Source organism: Bacillus sp. FJAT-29790 (assembly GCF_019039215.1).
In the GTDB taxonomy this organism is placed as follows: domain Bacteria; phylum Bacillota; class Bacilli; order Bacillales; family Cytobacillaceae; genus Cytobacillus.
Window position 1 is genome coordinate 2,204,374 of the sequence record NZ_JAHNZZ010000001.1, and the last position, 15,249, is coordinate 2,219,622.

16 protein-coding genes are annotated in these 15,249 nt (G+C 38.9%); 4 read left to right on the forward strand and 12 right to left on the reverse strand.

Annotated features, from left to right (window positions below; all coding sequences use genetic code 11):
- Nucleotides 1-69 precede the first annotated feature (69 nt).
- Nucleotides 70-447: a YybS family protein gene (locus BGM26_RS10460; protein WP_302053229.1), complete on the reverse strand. Its 378-nt coding sequence runs from the start codon at nucleotides 445-447 to the stop codon at nucleotides 70-72.
- Nucleotides 448-1,067: 620 nt separating this feature from the next.
- Between BGM26_RS10460 and BGM26_RS10465 the strand changes: the two genes are divergently transcribed.
- A complete protein-coding gene (locus BGM26_RS10465) occupies nucleotides 1,068-1,640 on the forward strand; it encodes a hypothetical protein (RefSeq protein ID WP_217039756.1) in 573 nt (190 codons plus the stop codon).
- Nucleotides 1,641-1,895: 255 nt separating this feature from the next.
- On the opposite strand, the gene zur is transcribed toward BGM26_RS10465, so the two are convergent.
- From zur to BGM26_RS10480, 3 genes are read right to left on the reverse strand one after another with little or no spacing between them, the layout of a single operon-like run.
- On the reverse strand, nucleotides 1,896-2,306 hold the full coding sequence (gene zur / locus BGM26_RS10470) for a zinc uptake transcriptional repressor Zur (protein WP_217039757.1): 411 nt from the start codon (nucleotides 2,304-2,306) through the stop codon (nucleotides 1,896-1,898).
- A gap of 24 nt (nucleotides 2,307-2,330) precedes the next feature.
- The gene (locus tag BGM26_RS10475) at nucleotides 2,331-3,170 is read right to left on the reverse strand and encodes a metal ABC transporter permease (protein ID WP_217039758.1); all 840 of its coding nucleotides are present in this window, start codon (nucleotides 3,168-3,170) and stop codon (nucleotides 2,331-2,333) included.
- Entirely contained in the window at nucleotides 3,167-3,967 is an 801-nt protein-coding gene (locus tag BGM26_RS10480; RefSeq protein ID WP_217039759.1) for a metal ABC transporter ATP-binding protein, read from the reverse strand. The genes BGM26_RS10475 and BGM26_RS10480 overlap by 4 nt, the downstream gene beginning before the upstream one ends.
- A 178-nt stretch (nucleotides 3,968-4,145) precedes the next feature.
- On the opposite strand from BGM26_RS10480, the gene BGM26_RS10485 reads away from it, so the two are divergent.
- Nucleotides 4,146-4,400 (forward strand): DUF2624 domain-containing protein, encoded by a 255-nt coding sequence (locus tag BGM26_RS10485; RefSeq protein ID WP_217039760.1) that lies wholly within the window; start codon nucleotides 4,146-4,148, stop codon nucleotides 4,398-4,400.
- 87 nt (nucleotides 4,401-4,487) lie between these two features.
- Here BGM26_RS10485 and BGM26_RS10490 read toward each other — a convergent pair whose 3' ends face one another.
- Together BGM26_RS10490 and BGM26_RS10495 are read right to left on the reverse strand one after the other, a co-directional pair.
- A complete protein-coding gene (locus BGM26_RS10490; protein ID WP_217039761.1) occupies nucleotides 4,488-5,381 on the reverse strand; it encodes a deoxyribonuclease IV in 894 nt (297 codons plus the stop codon).
- A gap of 26 nt (nucleotides 5,382-5,407) precedes the next feature.
- Nucleotides 5,408-6,721: a DEAD/DEAH box helicase gene (locus BGM26_RS10495; RefSeq protein ID WP_217039762.1), complete on the reverse strand. Its 1,314-nt coding sequence runs from the start codon at nucleotides 6,719-6,721 to the stop codon at nucleotides 5,408-5,410.
- Nucleotides 6,722-7,265: 544 nt separating this feature from the next.
- On the opposite strand from BGM26_RS10495, the gene BGM26_RS10500 reads away from it, so the two are divergent.
- Nucleotides 7,266-7,907, forward strand: a complete 642-nt coding sequence (locus BGM26_RS10500) for a YqfQ family protein (protein WP_217039763.1) — start codon at nucleotides 7,266-7,268, stop codon at nucleotides 7,905-7,907.
- A 449-nt stretch (nucleotides 7,908-8,356) separates the two neighbouring features.
- Entirely contained in the window at nucleotides 8,357-9,295 is a 939-nt protein-coding gene (locus BGM26_RS10505; RefSeq protein WP_217039764.1) for a 4-hydroxy-3-methylbut-2-enyl diphosphate reductase, read from the forward strand.
- Nucleotides 9,296-9,446: 151 nt separating this feature from the next.
- Here the strand turns inward: BGM26_RS10505 and BGM26_RS10510 are convergent, their stop codons facing one another.
- From BGM26_RS10510 to rpoD, 6 genes are all read right to left on the reverse strand, one after another.
- Entirely contained in the window at nucleotides 9,447-10,562 is a 1,116-nt protein-coding gene (locus BGM26_RS10510) for a Nif3-like dinuclear metal center hexameric protein (protein ID WP_217039765.1), read from the reverse strand.
- Complete coding sequence (locus tag BGM26_RS10515; RefSeq protein ID WP_217039766.1) at nucleotides 10,559-11,260, reverse strand: tRNA (adenine(22)-N(1))-methyltransferase; 702 nt, start codon at nucleotides 11,258-11,260, stop codon at nucleotides 10,559-10,561. Before BGM26_RS10515 ends, BGM26_RS10510 begins: the two co-directional genes overlap by 4 nt.
- Nucleotides 11,261-11,480: 220 nt before the next feature.
- Nucleotides 11,481-11,843: a cytochrome c550 gene (gene cccA, locus BGM26_RS10520; protein WP_217039767.1), complete on the reverse strand. Its 363-nt coding sequence runs from the start codon at nucleotides 11,841-11,843 to the stop codon at nucleotides 11,481-11,483.
- Nucleotides 11,844-12,155: 312 nt separating this feature from the next.
- On the reverse strand, nucleotides 12,156-13,295 hold the full coding sequence (locus tag BGM26_RS10525) for an acyl-CoA dehydrogenase family protein (RefSeq protein WP_217039768.1): 1,140 nt from the start codon (nucleotides 13,293-13,295) through the stop codon (nucleotides 12,156-12,158).
- Nucleotides 13,296-13,395: 100 nt separating this feature from the next.
- Complete coding sequence (locus BGM26_RS10530; protein ID WP_217039769.1) at nucleotides 13,396-13,926, reverse strand: hypothetical protein; 531 nt, start codon at nucleotides 13,924-13,926, stop codon at nucleotides 13,396-13,398.
- A gap of 168 nt (nucleotides 13,927-14,094) precedes the next feature.
- On the reverse strand, nucleotides 14,095-15,219 hold the full coding sequence (gene rpoD, locus BGM26_RS10535; protein WP_217039770.1) for an RNA polymerase sigma factor RpoD: 1,125 nt from the start codon (nucleotides 15,217-15,219) through the stop codon (nucleotides 14,095-14,097).
- Nucleotides 15,220-15,249 lie beyond the last annotated feature (30 nt).

Here is a 15,249-nt window from a genome sequence, read left to right on the forward strand (position 1 = left end):
TTTAATAACGAAAAGAGGGCTGCCCTCAAAAGTCATTTTTGATGACTTTTGGGACAGCCCCTATATTGTTTAAAAAAACGGCAGGATAAACATACCTACAATGATCGAAACAGCGCCAATTCCGATAGCCCAGCTGCCTACACTGCTTGCTCCTCTTCGGCGGGCAACAAAGCCGAGTACAATTCCTGTCGCTCCAAACAAGATCGGTAACACGAACAAGGATATGATTGATAGTGCCAGTGCAGCAAAACCGACTCCTCTGCCTGCTACAGCCGTCTCTGTATCCCTTTCATCTACCCGATCCAAGCCCCTGTCAAATGAAATCGGTGCAGCAAGTTCAGCAGAGGTTTCTTCTTTATAATCTGCAGCTCCAGATTGGTTCTTTTCTCCAATTTGCTCGCTATAGCGAAGATCGTAATCCTCGTAATCGCGCTCTTGATCTGCCATCATGATCCCTCGCTTTCAAGTATGGAAACATTTATCGGTTCCATTTTGCAACCTGACTCTTTTAGGAAACAAAGATGTATTCGCAACTTCAATCAAATTCGCCTTGGCGTATTTGCGCCCAGATTTTCACCTTAGCTTGCTCGATAAATTCCTTTAAAAAATCTAAAGGCTCGCCGGAGGCTTAACTTTATTCAGCCGACTTTTGCTGAATAAAGTTAAAAATCAATGATCGGTCCACAAAGTTCTTTCGATTCCCTTTTGAGCGCATTTGTTTTTAGTGGAGCATTACTATTGTTTACGGAAAAAGCTGTTTTTAAGATGTTAATATTTCACTCTGCCACAGGTTTTTTCTATTAGATCAAATTCGCCTTAGCATATTTGCGTCCAGATTTTTACCTTAGCTTGCTCGATAAATTCCTTTAAAAAATCTAAAGGCTCGCCGGAGGCTTAACTTTATTCAGCCAGGGTTGAAACCCCCACTGAATTGAATACCTGTTTACATTCATCTCGCCACTTATTTCGTTTAGAGACTTCTGCTGAGTAAAGTTAAAATTTCTTTAGTCCATTACATACTTCTGATAAGATAAATAAGAACTAATTGTTAGAAGGGAAGTTTTCTTATGAAAAAGCGTTTTGGAATCGATATTGATGGGACGGTCACTTGCCCGACTTCATTAATTCCATATTTAAATAAAGCATTTAACCTCGATATTACATTAAAGAATGTTAAACAATATGATTTAACGCCCTTAGTTGATATTTCTGAACAAGAGTTTGCCAAGTGGTTTGCTGAAACGGAGCCCATTATTTATGCGGAATCACCGTTAGCAAAAGGGGCAAAGGATGTTCTAAAAAAATGGGAAAATAGGCATGAATTATATTTCATAAGTGCACGCGGGTCTCATCTACTAGAATTAACAGAAGAATGGTTTTTAAAAAACGCGCTTACTTTTCATCATATCGATTTAATTGGCACACATAATAAATTACAGGCAGCAAAAGACTATAAAGTAGATATTTTCTTTGAGGACAAGCATGATAATGCTGTAATGATCCATGAAGAATGTAAAATTCCTGTCGTGTTATTTGATACTCCTTATAATCAGGATCCAGTCCCTGATGGAGTTATTCGTGTCAATGATTGGTCAGAAGCAAGTAACTGGGTTGAAAATTGGCTAAAAGAATATAAATAAAAAAACGGCAGAATAGCCGTTTTTTTATTTAGACTGTATCGTAAACTTAGTTGCTATTTAACCGAAAAGTGGTGTAGTTGATTTCCGCTCCAGGATGCTCGCTTTCCGCGGGGCGGGCGGTGAGCCTCCTCAAGCACTAAGGCTGTGGGGTCTCACCTGTCCCGCTACCCCCGCAGGAGTCTCGCACCTTCCGCTCCAATCAACGTCATACAAAATCTATCTAAAAACAACAATCATTTAGAAAACAACCTTTATTTAAAAACATTCAGGACAGCGTCCGTATATTTCAAATTTATGTCCTGATACATCATAGCCTTTTAGATTGTCTTGAAGTTCTTTCATCGGACATGTTTCAATTTCTTTTGTTTTTCCACAATCTAAACAAATAAAATGATGATGATGCTGTTCATGAGAACAAGTGTAACGAAAGTGCTTTTCTCCAGATAGCTCAGTCATTTCAAAAATACCAAGATCGACAAATAAAGATAAGTTCCTGTAAATTGTATCAAAGCTTAGACCTGGATATTCATCCTTCATCCAAGCAAGCACATCCCTCGCTGTTAAATATTTATTACTTTCAGCAAAAAACTGAAGCATTTCTTCCCTTTTCCCGGTTTGTTTATAGCCTTTATCCTTTAAAAGCTGCAACGCTTCATTGACATTCATTTGATTCACCTCTTAGTATAAGGGTCAGACCCCTTTAACTGTTATTTTTTTCAAAAGAATCGTTATGACCAAGATGAGAACAGCAATCATGACAATCGTTCCGCCAGGAGCTAAATCCAAATAATAAGAAAGCGTTAATCCACCTAAAACAGAAGTTTCTCCGAATATAACTGAAAATAAAATTGTTTGTTTAAACCCTTTAGCAATCCGTATACTTGCCGCAACAGGCAACGTCATTAAGGAAGAAACAAGTAAAATGCCGACAATTCTCATTGAAGCTGCAATGACGAGTGCAACCATGATGATAAATATAAAGTGAACACTTTTCGCTGGAATTCCAGAAGCTTTCGCATGTTCTTCATCAAATGATAATAAAAACAATTCTTTATACAAGCTGAAAATAATGACGATAACAAATAGGCTAATGATCAGAATGGTCCATAGATCCAAACGGCTTACGGCACTTACGCTTCCAAACAAATAACTGAAGAGATCCGTATTAAATCCCTCTGCAAGGGAAATAAAAATGACGCCGAGCCCGATTCCTCCAGATAAGATAATTGGGATGGCGAGTTCTTGGTAATGCTTATAAACAGCGCGCAATTTTTCAATAAATAATGAACCGGTCACCGAAAAGACCATTCCCATATACATTGGATTTAAGCCGCTAAAGGTCACGAATTTTTTCTCAAGAAATAGACTGGCTGCGATGCCAGCAAGAGTCACATGGCTTAGAGCATCCGCTATGAGAGAAAGTCTTCGAACGACAATAAAGACGCCTAACAGCGGGGCAATTATGCCAATAATAATCCCAGTTAAAAAGGCATTTTGCAAAAATTCGTATTGTAAAATCCCAGCTATCATTGCACTGTTCCTCCGTGATGATGATGCTGATGATCATGGTTATGTGAAAGGATGTGAACATCATGACCATAGAATTCGGACATTTCATCCATTTTAAGCTGTTCAAATTCAGCTGTGTTGCCATGAAAATGCAGATATTTGTTTAAGCAAGCCACATGTGTAACCTTGTCGGAAATAGTCCCGATATCATGAGTCACTAACAAAAGGGTAATTCCTAACTTTTTATTTAATTCATCAAGCATTTGATAAAAAGCCTGCACATTTTTCGTATCAACTCCGACAGTTGGCTCATCGAGAATCATTAATTTCGGATCACTCACTAAAGCTCTCGCGATGAACACACGTTGCTGTTGTCCACCTGAAAGCTCGCCAATATTCCTGTTTTTAAATAAAAGAAGGCCGACAGAATCGATGGCCTGAATTACTTTCCGCTGATGCTCTTTTTTCATTAGCTTAAAAAGTCCGAGCTTTTTGGTTAATCCGCTTGAAACAACTTCATAAACGGTCGCTGGAAAGCCAGTATTAAATGAATTTGCCTTTTGGGAAACAAAGCCAATTTCATGCCAGTCCTTAAACCTGTTGATATCCTGCCCAAAAAGTTGGATATTCCCTTTTTGCATTCTAAGTAAACCTAGAATAAGCTTTAATAATGTGGATTTCCCTGATCCATTTGGTCCAACGATTCCTACAAATGCGCCTTCATCAATCGACAAGTTAATATCCTCAAGAACATCCTCTTTCTCATATCGATATGATAATTGATTTATTTCAATAATTGGCTTGTTATGCCCTTCCATTTATATCACCTTTTAATTTAAGAATCATTCCGATTTAACAAAAGTAGTATACAGGATGTACGAGAAATTGTAAAGGAAACTAGACCCGCCATCGTCCAAGGACTCTGCACAAATTGCAAAAATAAATGTCACGATTTCTATTCATCCCTCATAAAGTACAATGGAGGAGTGATGCGAGATGAAGATATTCGAAAACATCATCAATCATAAAATAAACAATATAACAACCGATGAATTACTTAAGTATGGAGATCAATTCCAAATTTCAATCACAAGGCAGCAAGCAAAAAAAATAGTTGATTATCTCCGTGGAAAACAAGTCAACATTTTTAATGATAGCGAGCGTACTAAAATCGTCAAGGAAATTGCAAGGATAGCCGGACCTGAAACAGCTAGAGAAGTGAACCGGTTATTTACTCAATTGACAAAATAGAATGGCCAAAAAAAAGAAAAAGCTGTGGAATTTGTTCACAGCTCTTTCCTGATGTTAACAGACAAAAGTATTTATTGGTAAAAGCAATTACCCTTTCAGAATCAAATCTAACAAATTTTCGTCAAATTCCTTTGCGCCAAGCATGGCAATTTCATGTTTATATGGCGCTTTTTTATTATTTTTGTCCTCCCCGACAAAAGGTGTTTCGAGAATCTTAGGCACATCCTTTAATTGTGGGTGATGAACAATGTAGTTTAATGCCTTAAAACCGATATGGCCAAACCCAATATTTTCATGGCGGTCTTTTTTCGCGCCGCGCTCATTTTTACTATCATTGATATGAAGAACCTTTAAGCGGTCCAAACCAATCATCTTATCAAAGGATTCTAATACCCCATCAAAATCCTCGACAATATTATATCCAGCATCATGCGTATGGCATGTATCAAAGCAGACAGATAGGTGCTCATTATGTCGAACGCCATCAATGATCATAGCTAGTTCTTCAAATGATCTTCCGCATTCAGACCCTTTTCCCGCCATTGTTTCCAAAGCAATCTGAACGTTTTCATTCCCATTTAATACCTCATTTAAACCTTCAACAATTTTCTTAATTCCAATCTCTGTGCCCGCGCCAACATGAGCGCCTGGATGTAGCACAATTTGTTTCGCCCCTAATGCCTCTGTACGGTCAATTTCTGTTCGCAGGAAATTGACACCTAGCTCGAACGTATCAGGGTTTGTTGAATTCCCAATATTGATGATATAAGGGGCATGAACAACGATATCCGAGATGCCATTTGCCTTCATATGTTTAAGACCCTCTTCAATATTAAGGTCCTCAATTTTTTTTCTTCTCGTGTTTTGCGGAGCACCTGTATAGATCATAAAAGTATTAGAGCCGTATGATACAGCCTCTTCACTAGCTGCTAAAAGCATTTTTTTCCCACTCATAGAAACATGTGAACCTAATTTTAACATTCTAAACTTTCTCTCCCTTTGCCCTATTATTTTTTACGTTGAATTCTTCTTTCACGTTTTTTAATACTTTCCATTTGGTACTGCATTTTCTTTTTATAACCAGGCTTTACTTTGGTTGGTTTTTTTACAAGGGAAGATGCTTTTTTATCAATCTCATCTGCTTGTTTTTGGCGATTTTTCCGTTTGTTCCGGTCACCAAGATTTACCCATTCCCCTTTTTGCAAATCAGTATGATGGAATTCAATCCCCATTTTCTCAAGTTTGTTTAATGCATCTTCATCAGAAGGTTCATAAATCGTCAGTGCAATCCCTGAAAAACCAGCGCGGGCTGTTCGGCCGACACGATGAATATAGAAGTCCAGATCCGTTGGCAGCTCATAGTTAATGACATGGCTAATCCCTTGTATATCAATTCCCCTAGCAGCAAGATCTGTCGCAACAATATACTGAAATTCAAGATCATTGATTTGTTTCATCATTTTTTTCCGTTCACGAGGATTGAGGTCTCCATGGATTCTGCCGACTTTTAGTCCTTTTCCGATTAATGAATCGGCAACTTCATCTGCCATTTTTTTCGTATTCGTAAACACAATCGCTAAATAAGGATTAAAGAGCGTTAAAGCTTCGTGAACGAGTTTTACCTTATTTCGATGCTTTGAAGGAATAATTCGATGTTCTATTTTTGCAGCTGTCACCTGCTTCGGTTCAACATGGACAAATTTTGGATTTTCCATATACTTTTTCAAAAATGGCTTTAACTTTTCAGGAATCGTCGCTGAGAAAACGAGAATTTGCAATTTTTCTGGCATTCTTGCAGCAATTTGATCGACATCTTCAATAAATCCCATATCAAGCATTAAATCCGCTTCATCTACTACAATCATATCAGCAGTATGAACAAATAAAGCTTTCTCTTTGACTAAATCATTTATTCTGCCTGGCGTGCCTACAACAATCTGCGGCTGCTTTTTTAATTTTTCGATTGTTCTCTGCTTGTCCGTTCCACCGATGTAACAGCGGGCAGTTATTTCCTCCCCTTCATGGCAAAGTTCTGTCACTTTGAGGATTTCATGATAGATTTGATTCGCAAGCTCCCGTGTAGGGGCAGTAATTACGGCCTGTACTTCCTGTCTCGTATGATCAATTTTTTGCAGGATCGGCAATACATAGGCATGGGTTTTTCCTGTTCCTGTTTGCGATTGACCGATTGCACTATCACCTTTAATAATGGTTGGGATCAATCTTTCCTGTATTTCAGTCGGCTCAAAAAATCCTAATTTTTTCACCGCTTCTATAATAAAAGGTTTAAAATCATATCGTTCAAATTTTGTTTCAGTCATTTTGATAACTCCTCGTGATTCGATTCATTTTTAATCATCCTGTTATTATAATAAAGTTTTCATGAAATAACCACCTATACCATCTAGATTTATGTGATCTGCTTGTTTTTTAAGGATCTTTTCGGATATTGTTGTTTTTAGACTTCAAAGATTGCCCGTTTATTTCCGCTGCGGGCACTTGCTTTCCACGGGGAGGGACGGGAGCCTCCTCGGCGTTACCGCCTGTGGGGTCTCCCGCTTCCCTCTATTTCCGCAGGAGTCAAGTGCCCTCCGCTCCAATCAACTCAGATAGTTATATAAAATCATACTAATAAAGCAACAAAGTTTACAAAAACAGCCTTTTTTAATATAGATTCTCGAAAGGGATCGCCATTATTTATTAACAATCAAATTCACCTTGGCGTATTTGCGCCCAGATTTTTTACTTTGACTTGCTCGAAAAGCCCATTAAAAATTAACGATTAGGCTTCCGATTATTACCTAAACCAATTAGGGATAAATGCATACTTTATTATGATTAGAGTTTTTGAAAGGAGGCAAAATTATGTTTCAAGGACCAAGAGCACCTTTCCCTGGAGGGATGCCCCCGCAGCCTTTTATGAATCCGATGCAGGGTCGTCCACCGATGCCACCCCCGCAAATGATGCGAGGAATGGGGCCACAAATGATGAGAGGAGCCGCTCCGCAAATGAAACGGGGCGGAGGATTACTTGCCAAGCTAATGGGCCGCGGGGGGAACCCGACTGGAGGAATGAGCGGGATTCAAGCAGCAAGCAGAGCCGCCGGAACAGGAGGCGTTCAGGCAGCAAGTAGAGCCGCTAGTTCAGGCGGAGCCGGTGCGGGTGGATTATTAAAATCCTTATCCAATCCAACAGCCATTAACGGCTTTTTAACGAATACACAAAAAGTATTATCAACAGCCCAGCAATTCGGACCAATGGTTCAACAATACGGCCCGCTTGTAAAAAATATTCCCTCCATGTGGAAGCTTTACAAAGGATTGAAGAATTCTTCCGATGAGCCTAAAAAAGGCAATTCCAAGAAGGATAGTAAGGAAAAGCCTTCTTCCACTAAAACAAAGGACTCTGTAAAGACGAAGAAAAAACAGGTTGATATTGAACCTACCGAACCCCAAGAAACACGAAAGGAAATAAAAGGACAATCAATTCCGAAAATGTATATATAAAAAAGGATGCAGCTGCATTCTTTTTTATTTTGGGTTCTGCTAAACTTGCCTGTTGATTGGAGCGGAAGGTGCGAGACTCCTCGAAAATGCTATCGCACTTCCTTCGTGCGTGTGCAGATTCAAGGATTAAATACAGTGTCCTGCGGGAGCGGGACAGGTGAGACCCCACAGCCTTAGTGCTTGAGGAGGCTCACCGCCCGCCCCGCGGTTCGCTGAGCATCCTAGAGTGGAAATCAACTACTTTTGGCTTAAATAGCAACAAAGTTTATAAAAACAGCCTTAATTTGGAGCCATGATTATATACACTGCCCCTTACGCCGCCTTTTAGTATTATTATTATCGTAAGTCTTATATAATAGTATACGCGATCATTGAAAAGCGTATTTTTCAAGAAACAAAGTAAAATCATACTTATAATATAGATGCTTAATTTAGGGGGTTATTTAAATATGGAAATTATTAAGATTTCACCGCGTGGGTATTGCTATGGCGTGGTTGACGCAATGGTGATTGCGAAAAACGCTGCCCTTGATAAATCATTACCGCGACCTATTTATATACTTGGGATGATTGTTCATAACAAGCATGTAACAGATGCTTTTGAAGAAGAGGGCATTATTACGCTTGATGGCAGCAACCGAAAGGAAATCCTTGAAAAGGTTGATAAAGGAACGGTCATTTTCACTGCACACGGCATCTCGCCGGAAGTAAGGGCATTAGCGAAACAAAAAGGGCTTGTTACAATTGATGCCACTTGTCCAGATGTGACGAGAACGCATGATTTGATCAAAGATAAAGTAAAAGATGGCTACCAAATTATATATATCGGAAAAAAAGGTCATCCAGAGCCAGAAGGAGCGGTAGGGGTTGCTCCAGATTCGGTTCACCTTGTTCAATCCATTCCAGATGTGAATGCACTGCAAATTCAAAGCGAAAAAGTCGTTGTTACAAATCAAACGACAATGAGCCAGTGGGATGTAAAACATGTAATGGAAAAAATAGAAGAAAAATACCCGCATGCTGAATTTCATAAAGAAATTTGCCTTGCCACCCAAGTGCGGCAGGAAGCTGTAGCCGAACAAGCAGGTAAAGCAGATGTGACAATTGTAGTTGGAGATCCGATGAGCAATAACTCCAATCGCTTAGCACAAGTATCAGAGGAAATCGCCGGTACAAAGGCTTACAGAATTGCTGATGTAACAGAGCTAAATATTGAATGGATAAAGAGCGCCTCAACGGTAGCAGTCACTTCCGGCGCCTCAACGCCAACACCGATCACAAAGGAAGTTATTTCTTTTATCGAACAGTTTGATCCAAATGATGAAACAACTTGGATTAGAGAGAAAAAAATACCCTTAAACAGAATTTTGCCGAAAATTAAGAGATAAATGAATGAAGAGGGACCCAGTTTCGGATGAAACTGGGTCCCTTTTCATATTAAAAGTCTAATTCTATTTCTAAATCCAGCTGAATTTTAATTTAACGGCTATATTCGTAGTTTTATCGGCCAATTTACTACCTTTAACGGCCAATTACAAATTATACAAATTGAAAAGGATCTGTATTTAATTCCGATGAAAAAATGGAAACTTCATATCCCTTTTCTTTACACATATTATTTAACTTATTAGCTACGCCCTTTTTCATGACTTTTTCAACATTATGACCCGGATCAATAATGTTTAAACCCATCGTCATTGCATCATGTGCAACGTGATAATACATATCCCCTGTCACATATACATCGGCACCTTTAAATTTGGCAGAAGTTACATATTTATTCCCATCACCGCCAAGTACAGCCACTTTTTTCACCTTGGCAGTCAAATCACCTACTACCCGGACACCCTTTACGTCTAATGTTTTTTTAACATGTTCGGCAAATTCTTGAAGAGACATTTCTGTAATTTCGCCCACTCTTCCAAGTCCTAGTACTTCTCCTTTATTTTCCAAGTTATAAATATCATAGGCCACTTCTTCATATGGGTGCGATTTAAACATAGCAGAAAGAATTCTCTTTTCTAGATGCTCTGGAAAAATTGTCTCCACTCTTTCTTCACGAACCGATTCAACTTTTCCAGGTTCACCAATATGCGGATTAGCGCCAGCGCCAGGTAAAAATTGTCCAGTTCCAGAAGATGCAAATGAACAATGACTGTAATTTCCAATTGCACCAGCACCTGCATTTCCAAGCGCCCGTTTAACGGTCAATGCGTTTTCTTCTGGCACATAGACGACGAGTTTTTTCAATTTTATTTCATGAGTGGGGTACAAAACTTCCGTGTTGGTCAGCTGCAATGCTTCTGCAAGTAAGTCATTTACGCCGCCAATTGCAACATCAAGATTCGTATGAGCAGCATAAACAGCAATGTCATGTTTAATTAACTTTTCTATTAAGCGGCCTGATGGAGAATCTGTAACAATTGTTTGAAACGGGCGAAAAATTGGCGGGTGGTGTGCAATAATAAGCTGAACATTTTTTTCAATTGCTTCGTCAACCACTTCTTCCAATACATCAAGTGCAATCATGACATTGTCGACTGACTTATTTAGCCTTCCAATCTGCAGGCCTATTTTGTCGCCATCCATCGCATAGCTTTTCGGAGAAAATTGTTCAAATAACTGGATGATTTCATGCCCATTTACTCTTTTCAATGATTCAAAGCCTCCTCTACCATATTTATTTTTTTGCTTAGCTCTTCTTTTTTCTGATTGTTCTCTTCTGTTTCTGCAGCGTTCTCAATCTGGTCTAAAATGCGCTGCCAATTTTTCAGTTCAGCCTGCCACTTTTTCTTAAAGATATCTGAATTCTCTTTCATTAAAAACGGACCAAGCAATAATTCTATTTCAGTATAAGGTCTATCTAAAGTCCCTTTTTCAGCTACTAATATTTCATAAGTTTTATTATCTTCTTCAAGTATTGTTTCCGCCATTAACTTCCAGCCATTATTCAGAAGCCAATCTCTTATTGTAACTGCACTAATATTCGGTTGCAGAATCAATCTTGTAACAGTACCTAGCTTTTCTTTTCCTTCTTCTAGGATACTGGCGATTAAAGCACCGCCCATCCCGGCAATCGTCACACAATCAATCTCACCAGGTTGAATGACTTCTAATCCGTTCCCTTTCCGAACAATAATTCTCTCTTCAAGACCATCCGCTTGAACCTGCCGTTTAGCCGACAGAAACGGGCCTTCAACGACTTCGCCTGCAACCGCAAAGGGGACAATCCCCTTTTTCACGACATGACACGGCAAATAAGCGTGATCCGAGCCAATATCAGCCAGTCGAAAGTCTTTTGGTATGTAATTTGCAACAGCCTCAAGGCGTTTTGATAATTTTTCAGTATTCATTACAGTCACCACGATTCTAGATTTGGGAGGTTAGATGTGAAAACGAGAAAATCGGCGAATGAACCGATTACTTTTTTCCTTTATCTTATCACTTAACCTTGATCCCCTATTTTCTTTAAAAGATTTTCAATGATAGAAAAGGCCGCTATCGATGGAGGCATCTCTTTGCAATAGTATAAAAAAAGTCCCTTACAGATGCAAAGGACTTTTTTAATATATCTTATTTTAGCTCAGCTAACCATGCTGCCATTTCTCCAGCTTTGTCTGCTGGAACAAGCCCTGGAGGCATCGCGCCTTTCCCATTTACAAGGATATCAGAAATTTCATCCGCTGATAAATGATCGCCAACACCAGTTAATGCAGGACCAATTCCACCTTGATGTTGGTCTCCATGACATGCGATACAGCTTTTCGCGTAAATTTCTTCTGGAGTAGCTGCTGTTGCAGTTTCTTCGGTCTTTCCTCCGCCTTCGGCCTCAATAGCAAGCTTTTCCATATCGCCGAGCCCTTTAAAGGAAATAAGGAACATTGCTGCGATACCGAACACAAAAATTAAGATGTACGGCATTATTGGATTTTTCATGTTTTAACCTCCCTTATGTAAGAACATCTCATTTTTAAGTAAATATTTATACAAACAACCTCTATTTTACTTTAAAACTTGCGGAAGGAAAAGCCCTAAAGCAAACTTTATCACAGCAAGTTCAAAAATTAGACAAAAACTCCATCAATTAGATGGAGTTTATATCAAATATTATAGCTAAATAAAGTTACATTTTGAATTTCTTTTGGCTCTTTTCGCATATATTGTTGTTTTAGCCTTGAAATTTTGCCCGTTGATTAAATAAAAATCACATTATAAAAACAACAAACTTTAAGAAAACAGCATTTCATTTTAACAGCCAATTTGACGTGCAATGACCATTCTTTGAATTTCAGAAGTACCTTCCCCAATTTCTGTCAGCTTGCCATCCCGCATATATCGTTCTACATGATAATCCTTCATATAGCCATATCCGCCATGGATCTGAACAGCCTGGTCTGTTATCTCCATACAAATCTCGGAAGCATATAGTTTACACATTGAAGCTTCTTTTGAGAATGGTCTGCCCTGATCCTTTAACCAAGCCGCCTTATAAACCATGTTTCTAGCAAGTTCAATTTTCATTGCCATATCGGCCAATTTAAATTGAATGGCCTGGAAGTGGGAGAGTGAACGTCCAAATTGCTGTCTTTCCTTTGCATATTGAAGAGTTTTTTCATACGCAGCCTGAGCGATCCCTACAGCCATTGCTCCAATGCCTATTCTTCCGCCATCTAAGGTAATCAGAAACTGCTTAAAGCCTTCCCCTTTTCCGCCGAGCAAGTGCTCAGTCGGAACGCGCACGTCTTCTAAGACGAGTTCCGTTGTATTAGACGAGTGCAGGCCCATTTTCTCGTAATTATCGATGACCTTGAAGCCTTGCGCATCTGTAGGGACAATTATCGCACTAATTTCCTTTTTTCCATCCTTTTCACCTGTTATAGCTGTTAGGGCCAAATGTTTTGCATAACTAGCGTTTGTAATAAAACATTTATTTCCATTAATAATAAATTCTCCGTCTTTTTCAATAGCCGTTGTTCTTGTTCCACCAGCATCAGACCCTGCACTTGGCTCTGTAAGTCCAAATGCTCCAAAAGATTCACCTGTACAGATTGGAACAAGATATGTTTGCTTTTGCTTTTCGGTGCCAAATAAATACAGGGGGGCGCCTCCTAATGAAATATGAGCAGAATACGTAATCCCAGTCGATCCGCATGCACGGCTTAATTCCTCTGTCACGATGGCAAAGCTTACGGTATCTGCACCCGCACCGCCATATTCCTCAGGAAAAGGCAGGCCCATTAAGCCAAGATTCGCCATTTTCTTAAAAACCTCAGCGGGAAATTCCTTATTTCGATCCCTTTCAAGTGCACCTGGAGCTACTTCTTCATCAGCAAATTCTCGAATGGTCTTTAAAATCATTTCCTGTTCAACAGTTAGATCAAAATTCATTTCCATCCCCCTAAAAATGCTATTTGAATGCGCTTTCAATACTATTATATAAGGGAATGGATAAAATTCTCAACATTTAAAATTTTTATAAAATATTTTGTTATGTGAAAATAAAGATAATAATTAAAACCAAGCCTAACAAACCTGATATAATGAAGGATGGGAGCTTTAATTTCCAGCCTGTAAGCAACCATAGAATACTATTTATTATTAAGATAAAATAAAGAATTTCCTGCCTTTCCGGATAAGCTCTTGAAATAAATTCAACGGAAGATAACAATAAAATTAGAGCTGAAGAAATGAGTGGGATTTGCAATAAGATTCCTTTTCTAGAAAAGTAAAATGTAAAACAAATTCCAGCAAATATCGATAAAATAGAAAAGGCCATTTGCAAAGAGATAGATAATTCAGTAAAATGAATTAAATATACAATCAAAGGAATAATCATCAAGAAAAGAAATTGAATCATCCTGATCTTATTTCCTTTTGTCTTTTTTCTTATTTCTTGCGGCGGCTGTTCTCCTTCTGTATATAATGCTAAAAGATAATCACAGTAATGCTCCGGAAGCATCCGACTTTTTTTCCAAGATACAATTTCATTCACGATTATTTTCTTTCTAGTTTCATTCACCTAATCACACGTCCAATCATAAGTAAAAGGGCAAGCAAAATAAAAAATAGTTTACCTCTATTGTAAGAAGTAAACTATTTCCTGGCAATCCTTTTGAATAAAAGAGGTGAAGCTCCTAATTATTTTTCCAAACAGTAATTGACTTTAAAAAATCATCCTGATGTAGTATTATTCTAAAAAGTCCTTTAAACGTTTGCTTCTGCTTGGATGTCTTAATTTGCGCAATGCTTTTGCTTCAATTTGCCGAATACGCTCTCTTGTAACACCAAATACCTTGCCGACCTCTTCTAACGTCCGTGTACGGCCATCATCAAGCCCAAAGCGGAGACGAAGTACGTTTTCTTCTCTGTCGGTTAAAGTATCGAGTACATCCTCTAGCTGCTCTTTTAACAGTTCGTATGCAGCATGTTCAGAAGGCGATGTAGCATCCTGATCTTCGATGAAGTCACCTAGGTGGGAATCATCCTCTTCACCAATCGGTGTTTCTAAAGAGACTGGCTCCTGGGCGATCTTTAAGATTTCTCGGACCTTTTCTGGCGTTAAATCCATATCTTCCCCAATTTCTTCAGGTGTTGGTTCACGGCCAAGATCCTGAAGTAACTGGCGCTGAACGCGGATTAATTTATTTATCGTTTCTACCATATGAACAGGAATACGAATAGTCCTTGCCTGGTCCGCAATCGCTCTTGTAATTGCCTGGCGAATCCACCATGTGGCATACGTACTAAATTTAAAGCCTTTTCTGTAATCAAACTTTTCAACAGCCTTAATCAAGCCCATGTTTCCTTCTTGAATTAAATCAAGGAAAAGCATTCCGCGGCCAACATATCTTTTCGCAATACTGACAACTAAACGAAGGTTGGCTTCTGCAAGGCGTCTTTTTGCCTCTTCGTCACCTTCCTCAATCCGTTCGGCAAGTGCAATTTCTTCTTCAGCAGAAAGAAGGTCAACACGGCCAATTTCTTTTAAATACATACGCACGGGGTCATTTATTTTCACTCCCGGCGGAACACTTAAATCGTTTAAATCAAATTCTTCTTCACCTTTAGCCAATTCTTGAGCATCGGGATCGGAATCTTCTTTTTCGCCAACTAGTTCCACGCCCTGCTCACCTAGGAATTCGTAGAATTCATCCATTTGTTCGGAATCTACTTCAAAATTTGCTAATTTTTCAGCAATATCATCATAGGCAAGAACGCCCGTCTTTTTCCCTAATTCGGTTAAGTGCTCTTTTACTTGTTCCAGGGTCAATTCTGAATCAACTTCTTTTGAACGAGCTGATTTTTCAGCCATTTGTCCCCCTCCTTCCAAATTCACAGACAA

Coding starts and splice junctions, on each gene's coding strand:
- BGM26_RS10460 (WP_302053229.1), bottom strand. CDS start 447: ATGGCAGATCAAGAGCGCGATTACGAGGATTACGATCTTCGCTATAGC.
- BGM26_RS10465 (WP_217039756.1), top strand. CDS start 1,068: ATGAAAAAGCGTTTTGGAATCGATATTGATGGGACGGTCACTTGCCCG.
- zur (WP_217039757.1), bottom strand. CDS start 2,306: ATGAATGTCAATGAAGCGTTGCAGCTTTTAAAGGATAAAGGCTATAAA.
- BGM26_RS10475 (WP_217039758.1), bottom strand. CDS start 3,170: ATGATAGCTGGGATTTTACAATACGAATTTTTGCAAAATGCCTTTTTA.
- BGM26_RS10480 (WP_217039759.1), bottom strand. CDS start 3,967: ATGGAAGGGCATAACAAGCCAATTATTGAAATAAATCAATTATCATAT.
- BGM26_RS10485 (WP_217039760.1), top strand. CDS start 4,146: ATGAAGATATTCGAAAACATCATCAATCATAAAATAAACAATATAACA.
- BGM26_RS10490 (WP_217039761.1), bottom strand. CDS start 5,381: ATGTTAAAATTAGGTTCACATGTTTCTATGAGTGGGAAAAAAATGCTT.
- BGM26_RS10495 (WP_217039762.1), bottom strand. CDS start 6,721: ATGACTGAAACAAAATTTGAACGATATGATTTTAAACCTTTTATTATA.
- BGM26_RS10500 (WP_217039763.1), top strand. CDS start 7,266: ATGTTTCAAGGACCAAGAGCACCTTTCCCTGGAGGGATGCCCCCGCAG.
- BGM26_RS10505 (WP_217039764.1), top strand. CDS start 8,357: ATGGAAATTATTAAGATTTCACCGCGTGGGTATTGCTATGGCGTGGTT.
- BGM26_RS10515 (WP_217039766.1), bottom strand. CDS start 11,260: ATGAATACTGAAAAATTATCAAAACGCCTTGAGGCTGTTGCAAATTAC.
- cccA (WP_217039767.1), bottom strand. CDS start 11,843: ATGAAAAATCCAATAATGCCGTACATCTTAATTTTTGTGTTCGGTATC.
- BGM26_RS10525 (WP_217039768.1), bottom strand. CDS start 13,295: ATGAATTTTGATCTAACTGTTGAACAGGAAATGATTTTAAAGACCATT.
- rpoD (WP_217039770.1), bottom strand. CDS start 15,219: ATGGCTGAAAAATCAGCTCGTTCAAAAGAAGTTGATTCAGAATTGACC.